Consider the following 19,778-nt stretch of genomic DNA (forward strand, 5'->3'; position numbering starts at 1 on the left):
ACAAAGACGCTTATGCATTCTGCTCATGAGGCAGGGTTATATGGCGCGGTGCACAGGATGCAGGACGGCCTCAGCGCTGTGCGCCCACGGCCTTGGCGCGCTCCAGGCTGGCGTCCAGTTCGGCCTGCGGCGCCTTCTGCGTGGGCCAGCCCTGCAGGTGCTGCTGGGCGATGCGGCTCAGCGCCGTGATCCAGGGCGCGCTGTCGTTGAGGCAGGCGATGTACTCGAACTGCTCGCCGCCCGCATGCATGAAGGCTTCGCGCGCTTCCTGGCTGATTTCCTCCAGCGTTTCCAGGCAGTCGCTGGTGAAGCCGGGGCAGACCACGTCCACGCGCTTGGTGCCGCTGCGTGCCAGCTCGATCAGCGAGGGCTCGGTATAGGGCTCCAGCCATTTGGCCTTGCCAAAGCGCGACTGGAAGGTCACCAGGTATTGCGAGGGCGACAGGCCCAGGCGCTCGGCCAGCAGCCTTGCGGTCTTGCGCGATTCGCAGTGGTAGGGGTCGCCCAGGTGCAGCGTGCGCTCGGGCACGCCGTGAAAGCTCATGACCAGCTTTTCGCCACGGCCGTTGCCGCGCCAATGGGCCTCGATGCGCTGGGCCAGCGCGTCGATGTAGGAAGCGTCGTCGTGGTAGCGGTTGACGAAGCGCAGCTCGGGGATGTGGCGCTGGGTGCGGGCCCAGTCATAGACCGCGTCGAACACGCTGGCCGTGGTCGTGCCCGAGTACTGCGGGTACAGCGGCAGGATGAGGATGCGCGTGGCGCCTTCGGCCTTGATGGCATCGAGCACGCTGGGGATGGACGGGTTGCCGTAGCGCATGGCATGGCGCACCAGCACGTTGTGCCCGGCCTCGCCCAGCCAGCCGCGCAGCAGCAGGGCCTGGCGCTCGCTCCAGTGCTGCAGGGGGGAGCCGTCCTTCTCATGCCAGACGGTGGCGTACTTGGCCGCCGACTTGGCCGGCCGCGTGCGCAGGATGATGCCGTGCAGGATGGGCAACCAGGCAATCCTGGGGATCTCGACCACGCGGTCGTCGCCCAGGAATTGCGCCAGGTAGCGGCGCACGGCCGGGGCCGTGGGCGCGTCGGGCGTTCCAAGGTTGCACAGCAGCACGGCGGTGCGCTGGGGTTGGTCGTGGCGGAATGGAGGTTCTGGCGCAAAGCGGGATGGCATGGCCCCGATTGTGGCAGGACGCGGCGGCCTGCCATGCGAGCCCGATGACCCGGCGGCAGCCTGCAGCGGCTGCCTTCGCTATGCTCGGACCATGTCCCAAGCCACCACCGCTCACCTCGCCGAATCCTCATTTGCCCCTGCACTGACCGCCTTGCAGCAGTTGCGCCGCAGCGGCCGCATCCGCGCCATATCCATCGATCTGGATGACACGCTGTGGCCTGTGTGGCCGGCCATCTCGCGTGCCGAACAGGTGCTGCTGGACTGGCTGCACACCCATGCGCCGGCCACGGCCGCGGCGCTGCGCGACGTGGCCGCCGTGCGCGCCATCCGCGTGCAGATCGAGCGCGATCGTCCCGACCTGGCCCATGACCTGAGCGGCCTGCGCCGCGAGTCCATCCGCCTGGCGCTGCAGCGCAATGGCGACGACGGCGCGCTGGCCGAGCCGGCCTTCGATCTTTTCTTTGCCGAGCGCCAGCGCGTGGACTTGTACGAGGACGCGCTGCCCGCCCTGCAGTTCCTGGCCGCGCGCTGGCCCGTGGTGGCCTTGAGCAATGGCAACGCCAGCGTGCATGTGGTGGGCATCGGCGAGCATTTCCATGCCGCGCTGAGCGCCACCAAGGCCGGCATGGCCAAGCCGGATGTGCGCTTTTTCCACGCGGCGGCGGCAGCGGCAGGCGTGGCGCCTGACGAGGTGCTGCACATTGGCGACGACGCGCGGCTCGATGCGCTGGGCGCCATGGATGCGGGTATGCACGCAGTCTGGCTCAACCGCACGGGCGTAGCATGGCCTCACGAGGGGTCCACGCCCCACGTCACGGTGGCCAGCCTTGCGCAGTTGTGCCAGGGGCTGGCTGACAGCTGACCCTGCCTGCCCGCGAAGCCGCGCCACGCCATGCCCATCAGCCACAGCACAGCTTTCCTCCACCCCCCCGTCCTCCCCGCCGTGCGCAGCATCGGCTGGAAACACCCTTTGAGCTGGCTGGCGCGTGGCGCGCGCGACATGGCCAGGGCGCCCTGGCTGAGCCTGGCACATGGCCTGGTCTTGACCTTGATCGGGTTTTTGATCTTGACGCTGGGGCACAATCGCTTTTGGCTGATGGCCGGGGCCCTGTCGGGGTTCCTGATCGTCGGCCCTGTCGTGGCGACCAGCCTCTACGCCATCAGCCGCGCGCTGGAGCGCGGCGAGGCTGCCGATCTATCCCTGGTGCGGCGTACCTGGACGCGCTGGCAAAACGGCCATGCGGCCAAGGCCGAGGGGCAGGGCGGCTACTGGTGCCTGGTGCAGTTCGGGCTGCTGCTGTCGCTGGCGGCCACGGGCTGGGTGCTGGTGTCGGCGTCGCTGATCACCGTGCTCTCGCCCGTGCGCATTGCCACCCCGGCGGATTTCGTGCAGCACGTGGTGCTGGCCCGCGACGGGCAGTTGTTTGCGATATGGCTGGCGCTGGGCAGTTTTCTGGCAGCGCCTATTTTTGCGTCCAGCGTGGTGGCCATGCCGCTGATGCTGGACAGGCGGGTGACGGTGCGCCAGGCCGTGCTGACCAGTTGGTTGGCCGTGCTGGCCAACCCTGTGCCTCTGGCACTGTGGGCCGCCCTCATTGTGTTGTTGACCCTGCTGGGCCTGGGCAGCTGGCTGCTGGGACTGGTGGCCGTGATGCCCCTGCTGGGGCACGCGAGCTGGCATGCGTACCGCGACCTGGTGGATGCGTCGACCTTTACGGCGCGCTGAGCCGGACCGCCCGGCCTGACCGGACTTGCAGGGGAGGAGGTAGGACGGTGTTGTCGTGATATTCGGGTATACAGAAGAACAGATCGCCCATTTCTTCCTCACCTACGGCGTGGGGGCCTTCATCCTCTTCATGGTGTTCATCATCCTGCAGCTGGCACGCCAGTCCAAGGCAGGAAAGTTCGGCACCTTCGTGATTTTCCTGGGCCTGGGCGTGGGCTTTGTCGGCTACGTCGCCAAGATCGTCATCCAGTGGTGGATGGAGAGATGACGCCGCAGGCGTCACACCCATGAGCTGGACGGACTACTACCGCTTTACCGAGGGACGCAAGATATCTCCCTTGCTGGTGCAGGCGCTTGACGCGTTGGCGGGTGATACGGCAGATAAAGCGGCCATCGATCTGGGCTGTGGCGCGGGCCATGAGTGCCGCGTGCTGCTCCATACCGGCTGGCGCGTCCACGCCATCGACAGCGAACCTGCGGCCATCGAGGGCTTGCGCCCCCTGGCATCGCAGGCGTCCGGCGCTTTGACGCTGCAGGCTTGCCGTTTCGAGGATCTTTCCTCTTTGCCTGCAGCGCATCTGATCCACGCTGGACTGAGCCTGCCCTTTTGCCATCCTGAGTGCTTCGATGCGTTTTGGTCGCTGGTGCGTTCTGCGCTGCGTCCGGACGGTGTGTTCGCCGGTCATTTTTTTGGGCCGCGCGATGCCTGGGCCGATTCGCAGTCCATGAGCTTTCATTCGCGTGATCAGGTCTTGCGCCTTTTGGATGGCATGGAGCTGTTGGCCTTCAATGAGTTCGATGGCATGGCCCCCAGCATGCGGGGTCCCAAGCACTGGCATCGCTTTGATGTCGTGGCCCGCAGGCCGGTGTCGTCGTAGTGCGGCGTTACTCGGCCTTGGCCCCCGCAGCCTTGATCACTGGGTCCCAGCGCTTGATTTCTGCGACGGTGTGCTGGCGCAGGGCGTCGGGGATGAGGCGGTCTGCGGGCGGGATGATGACGCTCATGTCCGTGAAGCGCTTGACCAGGGCGGGTTCGGCCAGGGCGGTGCGCAGCGATTTGTTGAGGCGCTCGATGACGGCTTGGGGCGTGCCTCGCGGGGCGTAGAGGCCGTGCCATACGGCAAGCTCGAAACCGGGCTGGCCTGCCTGCGCGAAGGTGGGCACATCGGGCAGGGAGGGCAGGCGTTCGCGCGTGGCGACGGCGTAGCCCTTGAGCATGCCCGCCTGTATGTGCGGGCCGGTGGCCACGGGCTGGTCGCAGATGACATCGACATTGCCTGCCACCAGGTCCTGCAGGGCCGGACCCGTGCCACGGTAGGGCACCAGGGTGGCCTCGGTGGAGGTGGTCTGCAGCAGCAGCATGGCGCACAGGTGGGAGGTGGCGCCTACGCCGGCATGCGAGAAGCGCACTTCGCCCGGCTTGGCCTTCATGTGGGCGATGAAGTCCGCCAGCGTGGCGGGCGCAAAGCCTTTGCTGCGCACCAGGATCATGGGCACGTCGCCGGCCAGCGCGATGGGTTCCAGGTCGCGCCTCACATCGAAAGCGAGCTTGCTGTAGAGCGCGGGCGCCGTGGCGATGCCCATGTTGTGCAGCAGCAGGGTGTGGCCGTCGGCCTGGGCGCGTGTGACGCGGCTGGTGCCGATGGTGCCACCGGCGCCGCCCAGGTTCTCGACGATGACCTGCTGGCCCAGGTCGCGCGTCATGGCCTCGGCCAGCACGCGGGCCAGCACGTCGGTGGAGCCTCCGGCCGCGTAGGGAACGACGATGGTGACGGGCTTGTTGGGGAAGGCCTGGGCGGCAAGGCTGGCTGCTGCCAGCGCGGCGGCGAGAAGGGTCTGGGCGAGGGGATTGCGGATGAGGGGGCGCATGGGTTTGTCTCCTGGAGGCGCGTGCAGGGGCCGCCGGCTCTGTGCGGCCGGTTGTCGGTGGCGTGTTTGGAGGCGTGAGGCAGGAAGGCAAGGGCCGCATGCGGCCCTTGACGACGGCGAGACGGCGCAGGCTCAGGCCGGGGCCACGTACCTGTACAGCTCGGTGTGGTCGGCGGCGGGTCCCAGGGACCTGGAGGCGTCGGCCGCCATGGCGCTGACCTGTTCGGCCAGTGCCATGGGCGTGTGCATGGCCTGGCCCAGCGACAGGGCAATGCCCACGTCCTTGGCCTGCAGCGCCAGCGAGAAGCCCGAGTTGAAGGAGCCGTTCAGCATGAACTGGTGGGCCTTGTTTTCGGTGGTGTTGTTCTTGCCGGTGGAGGCATTGATCACGTCCACGATGGTGGCCGGCGCAATGCCGAAGGCCGCTCCCGCATGGATGGCCTCGGCCGTGGCGATCAGGGCCGCCGCCGAGACATAGTTGTTCAGCGCCTTGAGCGCATGGCCTGCGCCCACGGGGCCGACATGGGTGATGGCCTGGCCCATGCGCTGCAGCAGCGGCAGGTGCTGGGCGAGCAGGTCCGCATCGCCGCCGACCATGATGGACAGCGTGCCCGCAATGGCGCGCTTGACGCCGCCGGAGACCGGCGCATCCAGTAGCCCGATGCCGCGCTCGCCCAGCAGGCCGGCCAGCGCCCGCGTGCGGTTGGGGTCGGCCGAGCTCATGTCGATGATGCAGGCGCCGGGCGGCAGGTGCGGGGCCAGTTCGCCCACCACGGCATCGACGATGCGGGAGTCGGGCAGCATGGTGAAGACCACGCTGCAGCCGGCAAAGTCGGCCGCGCCGGATGCCACGGCCACACCCGCATGCTCCTGCGCGAATCGTGCGGTGGCGGCGGGCACGGCGTCCCGGATGACCAGGGCGTGCCCTGCGGCGTGCAGCAGGTGGGCCATGGGCTGGCCCATCATTCCGAGGCCGATGAATCCTATGGTGGTCATGCTGCGTGCCTCAGATGTCCATCTCTTTGAAGACTTCCGACGCCACGCGGAAGGAGTCGATGGCGGCCGGCACGCCGCAGTAGATGGCGGTCTGCAGGAAGACCTCCTTGACCTCTTCCTTGGTCAGGCCGTTGTTGATGGCGCCGCGCACATGCAGCTTGAGTTCATGCGGGCGGTTCAGCGCCGTGATCATGGCCAGGTTCAGGAAGGAGCGCGTCCTGCGGTCCAGGCCCGGGCGGTTCCAGACATCGCCCCAGCAGTACTGGGTGACCAGCTCCTGCATGTCGATATTGAAGTCCGTGGCGTTCTGGATGGACGCATCGACATACTCGGCGCCCAGCACCTCGCGGCGGGTGGACAGGCCCTGGTCGAAGAGGGCGGGGTTCTTGGGGGCGTAGGCTCGGGTCATGAAAACTCCTGATGGAAGGCGGTGAAGGTGTCTTTCGGTGGAATGGATTTAATCAGATTGTCAGACAATCCTACTTGATGAAAATCGGGATTGCCTGCCGCGGCAGGTGCGTGTATGACAATCCGTCAGTCCGTCCGGCCCCTGGATTGGCAGGTAGGATTCATCCCATGAACCAGATGCTGCGTGTCCCCCGCGAAGAAACGTCGCTGCGCCAGCGCACGACGCAGACCCTGCGCACTGCCATCCTCGATGGCGTGTTTGCGCCGGGCCAGAAGCTGTCCGAGCGCGAACTGTGCGAGAGCCTTGATGTGAGCCGTTCGTGCCTGCGCGAGTCCCTGCAGCACCTGCAGGCCGAGGGGCTGATCACCATCGTTCCGCACCGGGGTCCCGAGGTCACGGACATCTCGGTGCAGGAAGTGCGCGATATCTACGAGGTGAGGGCCAGCCTGGAGGGCCTGGCCAGCCGGGGCTTTGCGCTGCATGCCTCGGCAGGCCAGCGCGCCGCGCTGCGCGCCAAGCTGGGCGAGCTGGCCGTGCCCGCCGTGGCCAGCGACAAGGTGGCCCTGCTGGCGATCAAGAACCAGTTCTACGACATCCTGATCGAGGGCTGCGGCAATCTGGTGGCCGGCCAGATGCTGCGGCAGCTGAACAACCGCGTGACGGTGCTGCGGCGCATCTCCATGTCCCAGCCCGGGCGCCTGCCGCAGACGCTGGCCGAGCTGGATGCCATCGTGACGGCAATAGAGCAGGGCGACGCGGACCAGGCCGCGCGCCTGAGCGCCGAGCATGTGCAAAAGGCCAGCCAGGGCGTGTTGCGCGCCATGGCCGAGAAGGCAGGCCCGGCCAGCTGATGCCGGGGCCTGCGCCTGTACCTGGGAGCGTCAGTTCGTGTGCGCTCAGTCCGGCTTGACCTGGGCGCGCTTGAGCACTTTCTGCCAGCGTGTCTGCTCGGAGGCAATGAACTGCGCGAACTGCTGGGGCGTGCTGCCGATGGGCTCGGCCGCATCGCCCTGCAGGCGCTTGAGCGCGTCCGGCGCCTTGACGGCCTTGGCGCACTCGGCGGCCAGCTTGTCCACGTGGGCTCGGGTCATGCTGGAGGGGGCGAGCATGCCGTACCACTGCGTCATCTCGAAGCCCGGGAAACCCTGCTCGGCCACGGTGGGCACATCGGGCAACTGGGGCAGGCGCTGGGTCGATCCCGTGGCGATGCAGCGCACCTTGCCTGCCTTGATGAAGGGCAGCAGGGCGGCGGCGCCGACCGAGGCGGCGTCCAGCCGGCCCGACATCAGGTCCGTCATCATGGGCCCCGTGCCGCGATAGGGCACGTGCAGCATGAAGATCTCGGCCGTCATCTTCAGGTACTCGAAGGCCAGGTGCCCGGCGCTGCCATTGCCGGCCGAGCCGTAGCTGAGCTGGCCGGGCTTTTTCCTGGCATAGGCGATGAGTTCACGCAGGTTCTTGACCGGCACATCGGGGTGGACCACGTACAAGCTGGGCACCTTGGCCAGCAGGCTGACGGGCTGGAAGTCCTTGTTCGCGTCGTAGGGCAGCTTGTCGAAGATGTAGGGATTGACGGCCAGGGTGCCGATGTGGCCCAGGATGACGGTGCTCTGGTCATCGGCGCGCGCCACTTCCTGCATGGCGATGTTGCCGGCCGCGCCGGGCTTGTTGTCCACGAAGACATTCTGGCCCAGGGTCTTGGACAGCTCGGCGGCCGTGGAGCGCGCCACGATTTCCGAGCTGCCGCCCGGCGCAAAGGGCACGACAAAGCGGATGGGGCGCGTGGGCCAGGCGTCCTGCGCCAGCGCGGCCGCAGGCAGCAGGCCAGACAGGGCCATGGCGCCCGTGCCGGCCAGCAGTTGGCGGCGGCTGAGCGGGGGCAGGTCTGCGTGGTGAAGAAAGTCGCGCGAAGGCATGTCTGGTCTCCTGGATATCGTTGTAGTGGATGGTCCGCAGCAGATGCGGCGCCAGCGATGGTGGCGCTGGCGGCTGTCAATCTGCTGTCAAACCGGGGTCCGCAGGCTACGGAGATACCCGGGGGTCAGTCGGTGTGTGCTGTGCGATGGGCTGCGGCCGCGGCCTCGGCAGCCTGCATGCCGCTGCGCACGGCGCCTTCGATGGTGGCCGGATACGGCCCGTCCACATGATCGCCGCAGGCCCACAGGCCGTGGCCCAGCTCCAGGCCGGGCCGCTGAAGTTGGGGCAGGCAGGCGAAGGTGGCGCGCTTGTCGATCACGGTGCGCAGCGGGATCAGGCCATGCCAGCCCAACTGGGCCTGTGCCTGGGCCAGCACCTGGGCCTGCAGGGTGTCGCGGTCCGATGCGCTGTCGCTGATGACGAAGGCCATCAGGCCCTGCGGGCCGCCGAGTTGTCCACGGTCGAAGACGAATTGCGCAGGCGCATCGGGCGTGGAGCGCAGCGCCAGCCAGGGCGCGCCCGGGGGCAATGTGTGGGAGGGATCGCCGGTCTGCGCATAGACGGTGGCAATGGGGCGGTGCTGCAGGTCCTGGGCCAGCTGCGCCCAGCGCTGCAGGGCTATGCCGTCGCGTGCAGGCAGGCTGTCGTGCTCGGCGGCGGTGAGTGCCAGGCGCGCCGCCTCGGGCGCGGGGCAGGCCAGCAGCACGGCGTCGAAGGGCGCGTCTTCGCCCTGGGCTGCGCCCAGCGTCCAGTGCGGGCCCTGGGGCTGCAGTTCGGCCACGCGGCTGCCCAGGCGCACGGCGTGCCCGCGCTCTTGCAGCCACTGCGCGGCCGGCGCGGGGAACAGGCTGCCCAGGTCACGGCGCGGCACCAGGAAATGCGAGCCGCCACGGCCGCTGAACAGCGCATCGCGCAGCACGCGGAGAAACACCGTGCCGCTGGCCAGGTGAATGGGTGTGTTGAGCGCCGAGATGCACAGCGGGTCGATGAACTCGCTGACCAGGCGCTGCGGCAGGCCTGCGCAGAGGTCGGCCACCGTGGCTTCGGCCGCACAGCGAAAGCCCGCCAGCCGCCAGCGCACGGCGCGCGCCAGCAGGGCTGCGCGCTCTCCCAGGCTCCAGCCGCGTGCGGTGGCAATGCCGGCCAGCGCATCCAGCGGCGCAGGCCAGTCGGGAAAGCGCAGGCCGCTGCCATCGGCGTAGGGCAGGGCCATGGGCTGGCGGTGCAGCGCCCGTTCAGGGTCCACGCCCACCTCGCGCATGAGGCGCAGGCTTTCGGTGTAGGCACCGATGAGGATGTGCTGGCCGTTGTCCACGCGCAGCAGGCCCTGTGGCGTGTCGAGGTCCATGCCGCGCGCACGGCCGCCGGGCTCGCGTGCGGCCTCGTGCAGGGTGATGTGCCAGCCGCTGCGGGCCAGCGCAAGGGCGGCCGCGAAGCCGGCCCAGCCTCCGCCGAGGATGGCGGCGCGCGGCGTGTCCTTGGCGCTGTCTCTGCTCACCGCGCCATGCGCCCCAGCGCCTGCATCTTCCAGGCCAGCCACAACTTGCGCAGCGGCGGCAGGCTGATGCGCTGGTGGAGCACGCGGAAGTCGTCGGCCTCGATCTCGCGCAGCAGGGTGCGGTAGATGCTGGCCATCATCAGGCCGGGCTTTTGCGTGCGGCGGTCGGCCGCGGGCAGCAGGGCCAGGGCCTCGTCGTAGAGGCGGTGGGCGCGCTCGGCCTGAAATCGCATCAGCGCGGTGAAGCGGTCCGAGTATTCGCGCTTGGTGATCTCATGCGCCTTGACGTCGAACTGCTGCAGCTCGCTGATGGGCAGGTAGATGCGTCCGCGCATGGCGTCCTCGCCCACGTCGCGGATGATGTTGGTCAGCTGGAAGGCCAGGCCCATCTTGTGGGCGTAGGCCGTGGTTTCTTCCTGTGTCTGGCCAAAGATGCGCGCGGCCACTTCGCCGACCACGCCTGCGACCAGGTGGCAGTAGCGCGCCAGGCCCGGGAAGTCCAGGTAGCGGGTCTGCTCCAGGTCCATGCGGCAGCCGTCAATGACGGCCTGCAGGTGGCGCTCTTCGATGCCGTAGACCGGGGCATGCGGCATGAGCGCCCGCATCACGGGATGGGAGGGCTTGCCTGCAAAGGCCTGGTGCACTTCGTTCTGCCACCAGCCGAGCTTGGTGGCCGCCACGCCGGGGTCGGAGACTTCGTCCACCACGTCGTCCACTTCGCGGCAGAACGCATAAAAGGCGGTGATGGCGGCACGGCGCTCGCGCGGCAGGAAGAGGAAGGCGTAATAAAAGCTGCTGCCCGAGGCGGCAGCCTTGTCTTGGACGTACTGATCCGGATTCATATGGGGCGGGATTGTCCCATGGACGGCTGGGGGCCAAAGCCTGGGTGTCGCAACGGCCGGCCCGCCATCACATGCGCAGGGCGCGCCACAGCAGCAGCGGCGCATCGGCCTTGCCGACGGTGGGGCGGCGGTAGAGGCTGGCGCCCTGCAGCGCATCGACCTTGTCCAGGATGCGCAGCCCGCCCTGCACGACCAGGCGCAGCTCCCAGCCGATGCGGCCCGGCAGGTGGTGCACCAGCGGTGCGCCGGACTGCATCAGTGCACGCGCCCAGGCCGACTGCTCGGCCAACAGTGCGCGCACGGCAGGGGTCAGTGCAGCGGGCTCGGCGCGCAGGTCTTCACGCCGCACGCCATGGGCGGCGCAGTCGGCATCGGTCAGGTAGTGGCGCTGGCGTGGCAGGTCCACGCTGAAGTCCTGCCAGAAATTGATCAGTTGCAGGGCGGTGCAGATGGCGTCGCTGCGGGCCAGCGATTCGGCATCATCCACCCCGTACAGATGCAGCAGCAGCCGGCCCACGGGGTTGGCCGAGCGGCGGCAGTAGTCGAGCAGCTCGGCGCGGTCGGCGTAGGTGGTGCCGGAATCGGTCTTGCGCACGTCCTGTGCGAAGGCGCTGAGCAGGTCGTCCATCAGCGCCAGCGGCAGCTGGTGGGCGCGTACTTGCGGCGCCAGCCCTGCAAAGACAAGAGACCAGGCCGTGCGGGCGAGCATGGAGGCCTCGCCTTCGGTGCCCAGCGCCATCAGGTCGGCACGGTAGGCGGCCAGCGCAGCCAGGCGCTCGGACGGCGTGGCGTCGCCCTCGTCGGCCAGATCGTCTGCAGTGCGTGCGAAGTGGTAGAGCGCGGCAATCGGCGGGCGCAAGCGGGGCGGGCACAGCCAGGACGCCACGGGAAAGTTCTCGTAGTGCGTGACCGGGGCGGGGGAGGCGGGCAGGGTGGGAGCGGTGGACTTCACGGTGGCCGATTGTCGATGCTGCGCGCAAGGCCATGCATTTCACTTGACGGGCTCAAGGGCTTCTCCTAAATTACTAACCCGTCAGTCAGTAAACGGCGCCAGCCAGCTGCCGCGGCATGTTGCCCGGATCTTGCAGCCCGCAGCCGCTTTTCGCACCAGCCCTCCCGGATCCACATGCCCGACTTGCCATCGAACCCTGCCGCGCGCGCTTTGCCGCGCCATCTTCTTCTTGCCCCTCTGTGCCTGGCCGCCGCGCTGGCGCTGGGCGCCTGCTCCAAGGCCGAGCCACCGCCCGAGCCGGTGCGCGCCGTCAAGCTGCTCACCGTAGGCGTGGGCGCGCTGGACACGCAACTGGAATACGCGGGCGAGGTGCGCGCGCGCATAGAGTCGCGCCTGGGCTTTCGCGTGGCCGGCAAGCTCGTGCGCCGCGAGGTGGAACTGGGCCAGCACGTGCAGGCAGGCCAGTTGCTGGCGCGGCTCGATGCCAGCGACTACCGGCTGGGAGCTGATGCCGCGCGCGCCCAGGTGGCGGCCGCGACCACGCAGCGCGATCTTGCCGCCGCCGATGTGAGGCGTTACTCGCAGCTGAAGGCGCAGAATTTCATCAGCGGTGCGGAGCTGGAGCGGCGAGAGGCCACGCTCAAGTCCGCCCAGGCCACGCTGGACCAGGCCAAGGCGCAGCTGGCATCGCAGAGCAACCAGGAGGCCTATGCCCAACTGCTGGCCGATGTGCCCGGCGTGGTGACCGGCATAGACGCCGAGCCGGGCCAGGTGGTGTCGGCCGGCTCGCCCGTGGTGCGCATTGCCCAGGACGGTCCGCGCGACGTGGTGTTCGTGGTGCCCGAAGACAAGCGCGGCGCCATCCGCGTGGGCCAGAAAGTGAATGTGCGCCCGTGGTCGGCCGGCATGCAGCCGCTGCAGGGCCAGGTGCGCGAGGTGGCGGCCAGTGCCGATCCGGTCACGCGCACCTACCAGGTGAAGGTGGCACTGCCCGCGTCGGATGCGGCCGCCGTGCCGCCGCTGGGCGCGACGGTCCATGCGCTGCCCGAGGGCATGGGCCCCACGGGCCAGCCCGTGATCAAGCTGCCCACCACGGCGCTGCGCCAGGAAGGCGGCGGCGGCCAGGGCACGGCCGTGTGGGTGTTCGATGCCGCCAGCAGCACGGTGAAGCTGCAGCCCGTGCAACTGGCCACGGCCGATGGCAACGAGGCCGTGATTGCCGCCGGCCTGACGCCCGGCATGCAGGTGGTGGCCGCCGGCGTGCATGTGCTCACGCCCGGGCAGAAGGTCACGGTCTATCAGGACCGGTATGACAAGACGCAGCAGCCGGCACAGGCGCCTGCCGCCGCAGGTGCCGCAGCTTCCGCAGGTGCTGCGTCCAGCGGAGCGGCCCAATGAGCGGGCCCAAGCACAAGGCGCCGCAGGGCGGGCACTTCAATCTTTCGCGCTGGGCGCTGGACCATGTGGCGCTGACGCGCTATTTCATGGTCGTGCTGCTGCTGCTGGGCTTTGCCTCGTACTTCCAGCTGGGGCAGGACGAAGACCCGCCCTTCACCTTCCGCGCCATGGTGGTGCGCACCAACTGGCCGGGCGCCACGGCGCAGCAGATGGCCGAGCAGGTCACCGACAAGATCGAGCGTACGCTGCAGGAGGTGCCCTACGCCGACAAGATCAGCAGCTACTCCAAGCCCGGCGAGTCGCTGATCATCTTCCAGCTCAAGGACAATTCGCGCCCCGGCGATGTCCAGCAGCTGTGGTACACGGTGCGCAAGAAGATCGGCGACATGCGCTACACCCTGCCGCAGGGCGTGCAGGGGCCGTTCTTCAATGACGAGTTCGGCGATGTCTATGGCGTGATCTACGCCCTGCAGGCCGACGGCTTCAGCTACGCCGAGCTCAAGACCATGGCCGACGACGTGCGCCAGCAGCTGCTGCGCGTGCCCGATGTGGCCAAGGTCGAGCTGTTCGGCGTGCAGGACGAGAAGGTCTACATCGAGCTGTCGCAGCGCCGCCTGTCGCAGCTGGGCCTGGACATGAACCAGGTGCTGGGCCAGCTGGGCCAGCAAAACGCCATCGAGGGCGCAGGCGTGCTGCAGACGCCGCGGGAGGACGTGCAGGTGCGCGTGGCCGGCCAGTTCCTGGCGGTGGATGAGCTGCGCGCCATGCCCATCCGCGGCGCATCGGGCGCGCAGCTGCGCCTGGGCGATATCGCCGAGATCCGCCGCGGCTATGCCGATCCGGCCAATGTGAAGGTCCGCCACCAGGGGCGCGAGACGATTGCGCTGGGCGTGTCCATGACCAAGGGCGGCGACATCATCCGCCTGGGCAAGTCCCTGCGCGGCGCCGTGGGCGACATCGCGCGCACGCTGCCGGCCGGCGTGGAGCTGGCCAACATGCAGGACCAGCCCAAGGCCGTGGCCGACTCGGTCAACGAGTTCCTGCAGGTGCTGATCGAGGCCGTGGTGGTGGTGCTGGCCGTGAGCTTCATCAGCCTGGGCCTGCACAAGCGCGAGGGCCACCAGCCGCTGTGGAAGCGCTGGTACATCGACCCGCGCCCGGGCCTGGTGGTGGCCATCACCATTCCGCTGGTGCTGGCCGCGACCTTCCTGGCCATGTGGTACTGGAACATCGGCCTGCACAAGGTGTCGCTGGGCTCGCTGATCATCGCGCTGGGCCTGCTGGTGGACGACGCCATCATTGCGGTGGAGATGATGGTGCGCAAGATGGAGGAGGGCTACGAGAAGTACCGCGCCGCCACCTTTGCCTACGAGATCACGGCCAAGCCCATGCTGACCGGCACGCTGATCACGGCGGCGGGCTTCCTGCCCATCGGCATGGCCAAGTCCATGACGGGCGAGTACACCTTCGCCATCTTCGCGGTGACGGTGATTGCGCTGGTGCTCAGCTGGTTCGCCTCGGTGTACTTCGTGCCCTACCTGGGCATGCTGCTGCTCAAGCGCCCGCCGCACGCGGCCACGCTGCCGCCCGAGGTGGCCTCGGGCGAGGTGCCCATCGAGGAGACCAACCTCAATGCGTCCTCAGCCGAGCATGAGGTCTTCGACAGCCCGTTCTACAACCGCTTCCGGCGCGCCGTGAACTGGTGCGTGACGCACCGCTGGCTGACCATCGCCATCACGGTGCTGGTCTTTGCGCTGGGCCTGGTGGGCATGTCGCGCGTGCAGCAGCAGTTCTTCCCGGATTCCAGCCGACCCGAGGTGCTGGTGGACATCTGGTTCCCCGAAGGCACGTCGCTGGCCGCCAACGAGGCCGTCACGCGCCGCGTGGAAGAGCGCTTCATGAAGCTCGACGGCGTGCGCACGGTCAGCGAATGGGTAGGCTCGGGCGTGCCGCGTTTCTACCTGCCGCTGGACCAGGTGTTCCCGCAGAACAACGTCTCGCAGTTCATCCTGGTCGCCCAGGACCTGCCCACACGCGAGCGTCTGCGCAAGGCGCTGCCGGCGCTGCTGGCCCAGGAGTTCCCCGAAGTGCGCGGCCGCGTCAAGCTGCTGCCCAACGGGCCTCCCGTGCCCTATCCGGTGCAGTTCCGCGTCTCCGGCACCGATCCGCAAAAGCTGCGTGCCTATGCCGACGAGGTCAAGCAGGCCATGATCGCCAACGCCGACATGCGCGGCGTCAACGACAACTGGAACGAGTCCGTCAAGGCCGTGCGCCTGGAGGTGGACCAGGACAAGGCGCGCGCCCTGGGCGTGAGCAGCCAGGCCATCGCCCAGGCGGCCCGCGTCATGCTCAGCGGCTCCACCGTGGGCCAGTTCCGCGAGGGTGACAAGCTCATCGACATCGTGCTGCGCACGCCGTATTCGGAGCGCGACGCCATCACCGACATCGCCAACGCCTACCTGCCCACGGCATCGGGCAAGTCGATCCCGCTCACGCAGATCGCCAAGCCCGTGATGGTCTGGGAACCCGGCGTGATGTGGCGAGAAAAGCGCATGTTCGCCATCACCGTGCAGGGCGATGTGCGCGAGGGCCTGCAGGGCGCAACGCTGACCCATGCGCTGCTGCCCGGCCTGCGCGAGATCGAGTCGCGCTGGCACGCTGCGGGCGACACGGCCTACCGCATCGATGTGGCTGGCGCCGTGGAGGAAAGCTCCAAGGGTTCGGACGCCATCGTCGCTGGTGTGCCCGTGATGCTGTTCCTCACCTTCACGCTGCTCATGCTGCAACTGCGCAGTGTCAGCCGTTCACTGCTGGTGTTCATCACCGGGCCGCTGGGCATTCCCGGCGTGGCGGCGGCGCTGCTGCTGCTGGGCCGGCCCTTCGGCTTCGTGGCGCTGCTGGGCGTGGTGGCGCTGATGGGCATGATCCAGCGCAACTCGGTGATCCTGATCGACCAGATCGAGACCGACCGCGCGCGCGGCGTGCCGGCCTGGGACGCCATCATCGAAGCCGCCGTGCGCCGCCTGCGCCCCATCGTGCTGACGGCCGCCGCCGCTGTGCTGGCCATGATCCCGCTGTCGCGCAGCGTGTTCTGGGGCCCCATGGCCGTGGCCATCATGGGCGGGCTGATCGTGGCCACCGTGCTGACACTGCTGGCGCTGCCGGCCATGTACGCCGCCGTGTTCCGCGTGCGCCGCGAGCCCACGCATTGATGCGGCGGAAACGCAGAGGCCGCCGCTCAAATCCGGGGTATGGCAATGCACCCCGCAATTGCGGCTAGAATCTGCGCCCTGACCTAGGAGCCGCCGCGCAGGCGGCTCCCCAAGAACCAGCGCGGGTGGCGAAATTGGTAGACGCACCAGGTTTAGGTCCTGACGCCAGCAATGGTGTGGGGGTTCGAGTCCCCCCCCGCGCACCACGCACCAACGCCGCTCAACTGCGGCGAACACTGCTCAAGCCCGCTTCCTGTAGAGGAGGCGGGCTTTTTTTCTGGGTCTCCGCTGCAAAACGGAACGGGTTGAAACCGGCACAAAACAGCGCAAAATCACATCACAATCCCGCGCAGATCCCGCTTGTGATCCCGCGCGTGCAGCAGGAGATGGGATGGCGTATTTCCGGAAGGTGAAGAACGGCTGGCGGGCCGAGGTGGAGCGTGCGGGTATTCGGCGCACCGCCACGCGGGCGACCAAGGCCGAGGCGCAGGGATGGGCCGTGGCCGAGGAGGCGGCCATTCTGGCCGGTGCGCGCGGGGAGTTTCCGCGGCGCACGCTGGCCGAGGCGGTGGAGCGCTATCGGCGCGAGGTCACCGACAAAAAGACGGCCAGCACGGCGCGGGCCGACCATTTGCGCTTTGATGCCTGGCTGCGCGAGTTTCCCGAGCTGGCCTCCAAGGTCTTCCACGAGATCACGGGCGACGACCTGGCGCGCTGGCGCGATGCGCGGCTGCAGCAGGTCTCCGGCGCCAGCGTGCTGCGCGAGGCGCAGCAGTTCCGCCCCATCTGGACGCTGGCGGTCAAGCAGTGGAAATGGGTGGGCAAGAGCCCCTGGCCCGAGATCAAGCTGCCGGCCAAGTCCCATGCGCGCCGGCGCACGGGGCAGTGGAGCGAGGTGCGGCGCATGCTGCGCTCGGCCAATGTCTCGCCACGCCTGGCGCCTGTCACCGCCATGGAGCAGACGGCCTGGACCATGCTGGTGGCCCTGCACACGGCCATGCGCAGCGGCGAGATCCTGCGCATGGGCCGCAGCAATGTGGATCTCAAGCGCCGGGTCTACCACCTGCCGCACCACAAGACCGAGGCCAAGGTGGGCGAGCGCCATGTGCCGCTGACGCGCCGTGCCGTGCGCCTGCTGCGCGTGCTGGACGCCGCCGCCGAGGCTGCCGGGCGCGATGCCTACTGGACCATCAGCGACGCCAGCCGCGACACGCTCTACCGCAAGCTGCGCGACCGGGTGATGGTGGAGGGCCTGCGCTTCCATGACCTGCGCGCCACGGCGCTGACCTGGCTGAGCAAGCGCGTGGATGTGTTGACGCTGGCCCGCATCAGCGGCCACGTGGATATCAACGAGCTGTTCAATACCTATTACCGGGAGACGGCCGAGGACATCGCGGCACGGTTGTAGGCAGGGTGGCTGCCAGAAATATCACTCCAATATGATATGTTGACAATATTATTCTGGAGTGATAATTTCAATCCATCATCTTGAGATGATATTTTGAATGCCCTGGCCAGGAGAACACCATGGACCACCTGTTGCAACTGCCCGATCAGCTTGCGCTGCACCTGAAGTCGCTGCGCAAGGCCGCTGGCGTGAGCCAGGCCCAACTGGCACAGCGGCTGGGCGTGTCCCAGTCGCGTGTGGCGGCGATAGAGCGTGACCCGGCCGCCATCAGCGTGCGCCAGCTGATGGAGATCCTGCAGCTGCTGGATGCCGATCTGCTCATGCGGCCCAGGGCGGATGCGGTGGCTTCTCCTGCGTCTGCATCTGTGCCTGTACCTGGACCTGGACCTGCTGCGTCGAAGGTTGCCGAGCCCGCTCCACAGCCGTACGCGGGTGACAACGTGCCCCGCAAGCCCGCCGACCGCCCCGTGGCCTTCAAGCCGCAGGCGCTGCCGCCGCACTGGCAGGACCGCAAGCCGAAAGGGTCCTGGTGATGGCGGCGCTGGGCGTCTGGATGAATGGGGAGCGGGTGGGCACCTGGGAGGTCACGCGCACGGGCCGCCATGTGTTCGCCTATGACCCGGCCTGGCCGCAGAGCGCGCATGCGCGGCCGCTGTCACTGTCCATGCCCTTCACGCGTGACCTGACGGTGGCGGGCGAGGTGGTGGCCCACTATTTCGACAACCTGCTGCCGGACGGCGAGGGCATTCGCCGGCGCATTCACCAGCGCTTCGGGCTGCGTGGGGCCGATGCGTTCTCGCTGCTGGAGGCCATTGGTCGCGATTGCGTGGGGGCCGTGCAGCTGCTGCCCGAGGGCGTCGTGCCCGATGGGTTCGACCAGGTGCGCTTCGAGCCGCTGAGCGAGGCGCAGATTGCCGAGCACCTGGCCAGTCTGGGTGGCGGGTTTGGCGCGCTGGAGGTGGACCAGGAGTTCCGGCTGTCCATTGCCGGTGCGCAGGAGAAGACGGCAGTGCTGCGCCATGGCGGCCAGTGGTGCCGCCCGCTGGGTGCGACGCCGACCACGCATATCCTGAAGCCGGCCATCGGCGTGGTGCCGCACTGGCACTACGACCTGAGCGAGTCAGTGGCCAATGAGTGGCTGTGCGCCCGCCTGCTGGCCGAGCTGGGCTTTGCCGTGGCCGACAGCAGCATCGAGAGCTTTGGCGGGCAGCAGGTGCTGTGCGTGGAGCGCTTTGACCGCGCCTGGACGGCGCAGGGCTGGATTGCGCGCCTGCCCCAGGAAGATTTCTGCCAGGTGCGCGGCGTTGCCAGCGCCAACAAGTACGAGACCCACGGCGGGCCCGGCATGCTGCAGTGCCTGCAGGTGCTGCAGCATGGCAGCGAGCCTGCCCAGGATTGCGCCCGCTTCGTGATGGCCCAGCTGGCGTTCTGGCTGCTGGGGGCCACGGACGGGCATGCCAAGAATTTCTCGGTGTTCCTGCAGCCGGGCGGCGGCTATGAGATGACGCCGCTGTACGACGTGCTGTCGGCCTGGCCCATCATCGGCCATGGCCACGGCAAGATTGCCCGCCAGCGCGCCAGGATGGCCATGGCCCTGCCGGGGCGCAGCCGCCACTACCGCCTGGCCGAGATCCAGCGCCGCCACTGGAAGGCCCTGGCCGAGACCACGCGCATCGCAGGCCTGTGGGAAAGCATGGTGGAGATGGTCGAGGCGCTGGACGGTGCCATAGCCCGGCTGCAGCCGCGCCTGCCGGCCAGCGTGCCGCAGCCTATGGCCCGGCAGATCTTCGACGGGGCGCGCGACCAGGCACGGCGCTTTCTTGCGGGCAGCGATCACTGAGCGCACGGCAATGGCCTGGTGCCGGCTCACCGGCGCCCCTCGGCCCAGGCCTTGACGTCGGCCATGCGCCAGTAGCGGATGCGGCGGCTGGCGTTGATGAAGGGCTTGGGAAAGTCCGGGCGCTTGGTCAGGCGCGCGGTGACGTGCTCGCGGCTCAGGCCCAGGTAGTTGGCGATGCCCTGGGTGTCCAGGCGCGGGGCGCTGTGAAAGAGTTCCATGTTCTGTTGCGTCATTGCGGTGTTCTCCGATGTCGTGTCCGGTGCTTGATCAGGCCTGGCGCGGCGTGATGGACTTGCCTGCCTTCTTGCGCTCCACACGTTCAACTCGCTCGACTCGCTCCACTCGCAGAACGGGCCGGCCGCTGGCCAGCAGGGCGCAGGCCTGGGCGTGGCTGGCGCTGGCCGCTTTCAGGCGCAGCACGGGCAGCAGGCGGGCGTCGGCCAATTGATCCAGCTGCGCGGCGTCCACGCCGTGGGGGATGAGGGTGGCGCGGTAGCTGCGCAGGGCGGTGATGTTGTGGTGCATGGTGGGTCCTCCTGGGGT

At 68.4% G+C, this 19,778-nt stretch carries 20 protein-coding genes and 1 tRNA gene; 11 read left to right on the forward strand and 10 right to left on the reverse strand.

Going from position 1 to position 19,778, the window contains the following annotated elements; all coding sequences use genetic code 11:
* Positions 1-70 precede the first annotated feature (70 nt).
* A complete protein-coding gene (hemH, locus tag AC5I49_RS06270; protein WP_495789007.1) occupies positions 71-1,168 on the reverse strand; it encodes a ferrochelatase in 1,098 nt (365 codons plus the stop codon).
* A 91-nt stretch (positions 1,169-1,259) separates the two neighbouring features.
* On the opposite strand from hemH, the gene AC5I49_RS06275 reads away from it, so the two are divergent.
* The 4 genes from AC5I49_RS06275 to AC5I49_RS06290 are packed head-to-tail and all read left to right on the forward strand — an operon-like array spanning position 1,260 to position 3,772.
* Complete coding sequence (locus tag AC5I49_RS06275; RefSeq protein ID WP_495789008.1) at positions 1,260-2,030, forward strand: HAD family hydrolase; 771 nt, start codon at positions 1,260-1,262, stop codon at positions 2,028-2,030.
* A 30-nt stretch (positions 2,031-2,060) separates the two neighbouring features.
* Positions 2,061-2,894: a DUF2189 domain-containing protein gene (locus AC5I49_RS06280; RefSeq protein WP_495789009.1), complete on the forward strand. Its 834-nt coding sequence runs from the start codon at positions 2,061-2,063 to the stop codon at positions 2,892-2,894.
* A gap of 55 nt (positions 2,895-2,949) precedes the next feature.
* Positions 2,950-3,162 carry a DUF2788 domain-containing protein gene (locus AC5I49_RS06285; RefSeq protein ID WP_016449600.1) on the forward strand — a complete coding sequence of 71 codons (213 nt, stop codon included), beginning with the start codon at positions 2,950-2,952 and terminating at the stop codon, positions 3,160-3,162.
* Between the two features lie 19 nt (positions 3,163-3,181).
* Entirely contained in the window at positions 3,182-3,772 is a 591-nt protein-coding gene (locus AC5I49_RS06290; RefSeq protein ID WP_154834819.1) for a class I SAM-dependent methyltransferase, read from the forward strand.
* A 7-nt stretch (positions 3,773-3,779) separates the two neighbouring features.
* On the opposite strand, the gene AC5I49_RS06295 is transcribed toward AC5I49_RS06290, so the two are convergent.
* The 3 genes from AC5I49_RS06295 to AC5I49_RS06305 form a co-directional block, all read right to left on the reverse strand.
* Entirely contained in the window at positions 3,780-4,763 is a 984-nt protein-coding gene (locus tag AC5I49_RS06295; protein WP_279492895.1) for a tripartite tricarboxylate transporter substrate binding protein BugD, read from the reverse strand.
* Positions 4,764-4,895: 132 nt separating this feature from the next.
* Positions 4,896-5,759: an NAD(P)-dependent oxidoreductase gene (locus AC5I49_RS06300; protein WP_310039165.1), complete on the reverse strand. Its 864-nt coding sequence runs from the start codon at positions 5,757-5,759 to the stop codon at positions 4,896-4,898.
* A gap of 10 nt (positions 5,760-5,769) precedes the next feature.
* The gene (locus AC5I49_RS06305; protein ID WP_012204485.1) at positions 5,770-6,168 is read right to left on the reverse strand and encodes a carboxymuconolactone decarboxylase family protein; all 399 of its coding nucleotides are present in this window, start codon (positions 6,166-6,168) and stop codon (positions 5,770-5,772) included.
* Positions 6,169-6,335: 167 nt separating this feature from the next.
* Here AC5I49_RS06305 and AC5I49_RS06310 point away from each other — a divergent pair, with 167 nt between their 5' ends.
* Positions 6,336-7,019: a GntR family transcriptional regulator gene (locus tag AC5I49_RS06310; protein WP_016449595.1), complete on the forward strand. Its 684-nt coding sequence runs from the start codon at positions 6,336-6,338 to the stop codon at positions 7,017-7,019.
* Positions 7,020-7,064: 45 nt separating this feature from the next.
* Here AC5I49_RS06310 and AC5I49_RS06315 read toward each other — a convergent pair whose 3' ends face one another.
* The 4 genes from AC5I49_RS06315 to hpnC form a co-directional block, all read right to left on the reverse strand.
* Positions 7,065-8,084 carry a Bug family tripartite tricarboxylate transporter substrate binding protein gene (locus tag AC5I49_RS06315; RefSeq protein ID WP_047327071.1) on the reverse strand — a complete coding sequence of 340 codons (1,020 nt, stop codon included), beginning with the start codon at positions 8,082-8,084 and terminating at the stop codon, positions 7,065-7,067.
* Positions 8,085-8,209: 125 nt separating this feature from the next.
* Positions 8,210-9,583, reverse strand: coding sequence for a hydroxysqualene dehydroxylase HpnE (gene hpnE, locus AC5I49_RS06320; protein ID WP_495789010.1), 1,374 nt, complete (start codon positions 9,581-9,583; stop codon positions 8,210-8,212).
* Positions 9,580-10,425 carry a presqualene diphosphate synthase HpnD gene (gene hpnD / locus AC5I49_RS06325; RefSeq protein WP_017404285.1) on the reverse strand — a complete coding sequence of 282 codons (846 nt, stop codon included), beginning with the start codon at positions 10,423-10,425 and terminating at the stop codon, positions 9,580-9,582. Before hpnD ends, hpnE begins: the two co-directional genes overlap by 4 nt.
* 67 nt (positions 10,426-10,492) lie before the next feature.
* Positions 10,493-11,377, reverse strand: coding sequence for a squalene synthase HpnC (gene hpnC, locus AC5I49_RS06330; protein WP_495789011.1), 885 nt, complete (start codon positions 11,375-11,377; stop codon positions 10,493-10,495).
* 174 nt (positions 11,378-11,551) lie between these two features.
* On the opposite strand from hpnC, the gene AC5I49_RS06335 reads away from it, so the two are divergent.
* The 6 genes from AC5I49_RS06335 to AC5I49_RS06360 all read left to right on the forward strand — a co-directional run bounded on the left by AC5I49_RS06335 (position 11,552) and on the right by AC5I49_RS06360 (position 19,235).
* Entirely contained in the window at positions 11,552-12,775 is a 1,224-nt protein-coding gene (locus AC5I49_RS06335; RefSeq protein WP_016449590.1) for an efflux RND transporter periplasmic adaptor subunit, read from the forward strand.
* A complete protein-coding gene (locus AC5I49_RS06340) occupies positions 12,772-15,987 on the forward strand; it encodes an efflux RND transporter permease subunit (protein ID WP_392414048.1) in 3,216 nt (1,071 codons plus the stop codon). Before AC5I49_RS06335 ends, AC5I49_RS06340 begins: the two co-directional genes overlap by 4 nt.
* A gap of 119 nt (positions 15,988-16,106) precedes the next feature.
* Positions 16,107-16,193, forward strand: a tRNA-Leu gene (locus AC5I49_RS06345).
* Between the two features lie 185 nt (positions 16,194-16,378).
* Complete coding sequence (locus tag AC5I49_RS06350; RefSeq protein WP_495789012.1) at positions 16,379-17,395, forward strand: tyrosine-type recombinase/integrase; 1,017 nt, start codon at positions 16,379-16,381, stop codon at positions 17,393-17,395.
* 119 nt (positions 17,396-17,514) lie between these two features.
* A complete protein-coding gene (locus tag AC5I49_RS06355) occupies positions 17,515-17,928 on the forward strand; it encodes a helix-turn-helix domain-containing protein (protein WP_495789013.1) in 414 nt (137 codons plus the stop codon).
* Complete coding sequence (locus AC5I49_RS06360; RefSeq protein WP_495789014.1) at positions 17,928-19,235, forward strand: type II toxin-antitoxin system HipA family toxin; 1,308 nt, start codon at positions 17,928-17,930, stop codon at positions 19,233-19,235. Before AC5I49_RS06355 ends, AC5I49_RS06360 begins: the two co-directional genes overlap by 1 nt.
* Before the next feature lie 26 nt (positions 19,236-19,261).
* On the opposite strand, the gene AC5I49_RS06365 is transcribed toward AC5I49_RS06360, so the two are convergent.
* Both AC5I49_RS06365 and AC5I49_RS06370 read right to left on the reverse strand, forming a co-directional pair.
* Complete coding sequence (locus AC5I49_RS06365) at positions 19,262-19,468, reverse strand: helix-turn-helix transcriptional regulator (RefSeq protein WP_012204496.1); 207 nt, start codon at positions 19,466-19,468, stop codon at positions 19,262-19,264.
* A gap of 34 nt (positions 19,469-19,502) precedes the next feature.
* The gene (locus AC5I49_RS06370) at positions 19,503-19,760 is read right to left on the reverse strand and encodes a hypothetical protein (protein ID WP_016449585.1); all 258 of its coding nucleotides are present in this window, start codon (positions 19,758-19,760) and stop codon (positions 19,503-19,505) included.
* Positions 19,761-19,778: the final 18 nt, after the last annotated feature.

This window comes from Delftia sp. (assembly GCF_059499305.1).

Excerpts from the sequence above, each read along its gene's own strand:
- AC5I49_RS06335 (WP_016449590.1), top strand. The coding sequence starts at position 11,552 with ATGCCCGACTTGCCATCGAACCCTGCCGCGCGCGCTTTGCCGCGCCAT.
- AC5I49_RS06280 (WP_495789009.1), top strand. The coding sequence starts at position 2,061 with ATGCCCATCAGCCACAGCACAGCTTTCCTCCACCCCCCCGTCCTCCCC.
- AC5I49_RS06310 (WP_016449595.1), top strand. The coding sequence starts at position 6,336 with ATGAACCAGATGCTGCGTGTCCCCCGCGAAGAAACGTCGCTGCGCCAG.
- AC5I49_RS06290 (WP_154834819.1), top strand. The coding sequence starts at position 3,182 with ATGAGCTGGACGGACTACTACCGCTTTACCGAGGGACGCAAGATATCT.
- AC5I49_RS06300 (WP_310039165.1), bottom strand. The coding sequence starts at position 5,759 with ATGACCACCATAGGATTCATCGGCCTCGGAATGATGGGCCAGCCCATG.
- AC5I49_RS06360 (WP_495789014.1), top strand. The coding sequence starts at position 17,928 with ATGGCGGCGCTGGGCGTCTGGATGAATGGGGAGCGGGTGGGCACCTGG.
- hemH (WP_495789007.1), bottom strand. The coding sequence starts at position 1,168 with ATGCCATCCCGCTTTGCGCCAGAACCTCCATTCCGCCACGACCAACCC.
- AC5I49_RS06295 (WP_279492895.1), bottom strand. The coding sequence starts at position 4,763 with ATGCGCCCCCTCATCCGCAATCCCCTCGCCCAGACCCTTCTCGCCGCC.
- AC5I49_RS06315 (WP_047327071.1), bottom strand. The coding sequence starts at position 8,084 with ATGCCTTCGCGCGACTTTCTTCACCACGCAGACCTGCCCCCGCTCAGC.
- AC5I49_RS06305 (WP_012204485.1), bottom strand. The coding sequence starts at position 6,168 with ATGACCCGAGCCTACGCCCCCAAGAACCCCGCCCTCTTCGACCAGGGC.
- AC5I49_RS06365 (WP_012204496.1), bottom strand. The coding sequence starts at position 19,468 with ATGACGCAACAGAACATGGAACTCTTTCACAGCGCCCCGCGCCTGGAC.
- AC5I49_RS06350 (WP_495789012.1), top strand. The coding sequence starts at position 16,379 with ATGGCGTATTTCCGGAAGGTGAAGAACGGCTGGCGGGCCGAGGTGGAG.
- hpnD (WP_017404285.1), bottom strand. The coding sequence starts at position 10,425 with ATGAATCCGGATCAGTACGTCCAAGACAAGGCTGCCGCCTCGGGCAGC.
- AC5I49_RS06355 (WP_495789013.1), top strand. The coding sequence starts at position 17,515 with ATGGACCACCTGTTGCAACTGCCCGATCAGCTTGCGCTGCACCTGAAG.
- AC5I49_RS06370 (WP_016449585.1), bottom strand. The coding sequence starts at position 19,760 with ATGCACCACAACATCACCGCCCTGCGCAGCTACCGCGCCACCCTCATC.
- AC5I49_RS06340 (WP_392414048.1), top strand. The coding sequence starts at position 12,772 with ATGAGCGGGCCCAAGCACAAGGCGCCGCAGGGCGGGCACTTCAATCTT.
- AC5I49_RS06275 (WP_495789008.1), top strand. The coding sequence starts at position 1,260 with ATGTCCCAAGCCACCACCGCTCACCTCGCCGAATCCTCATTTGCCCCT.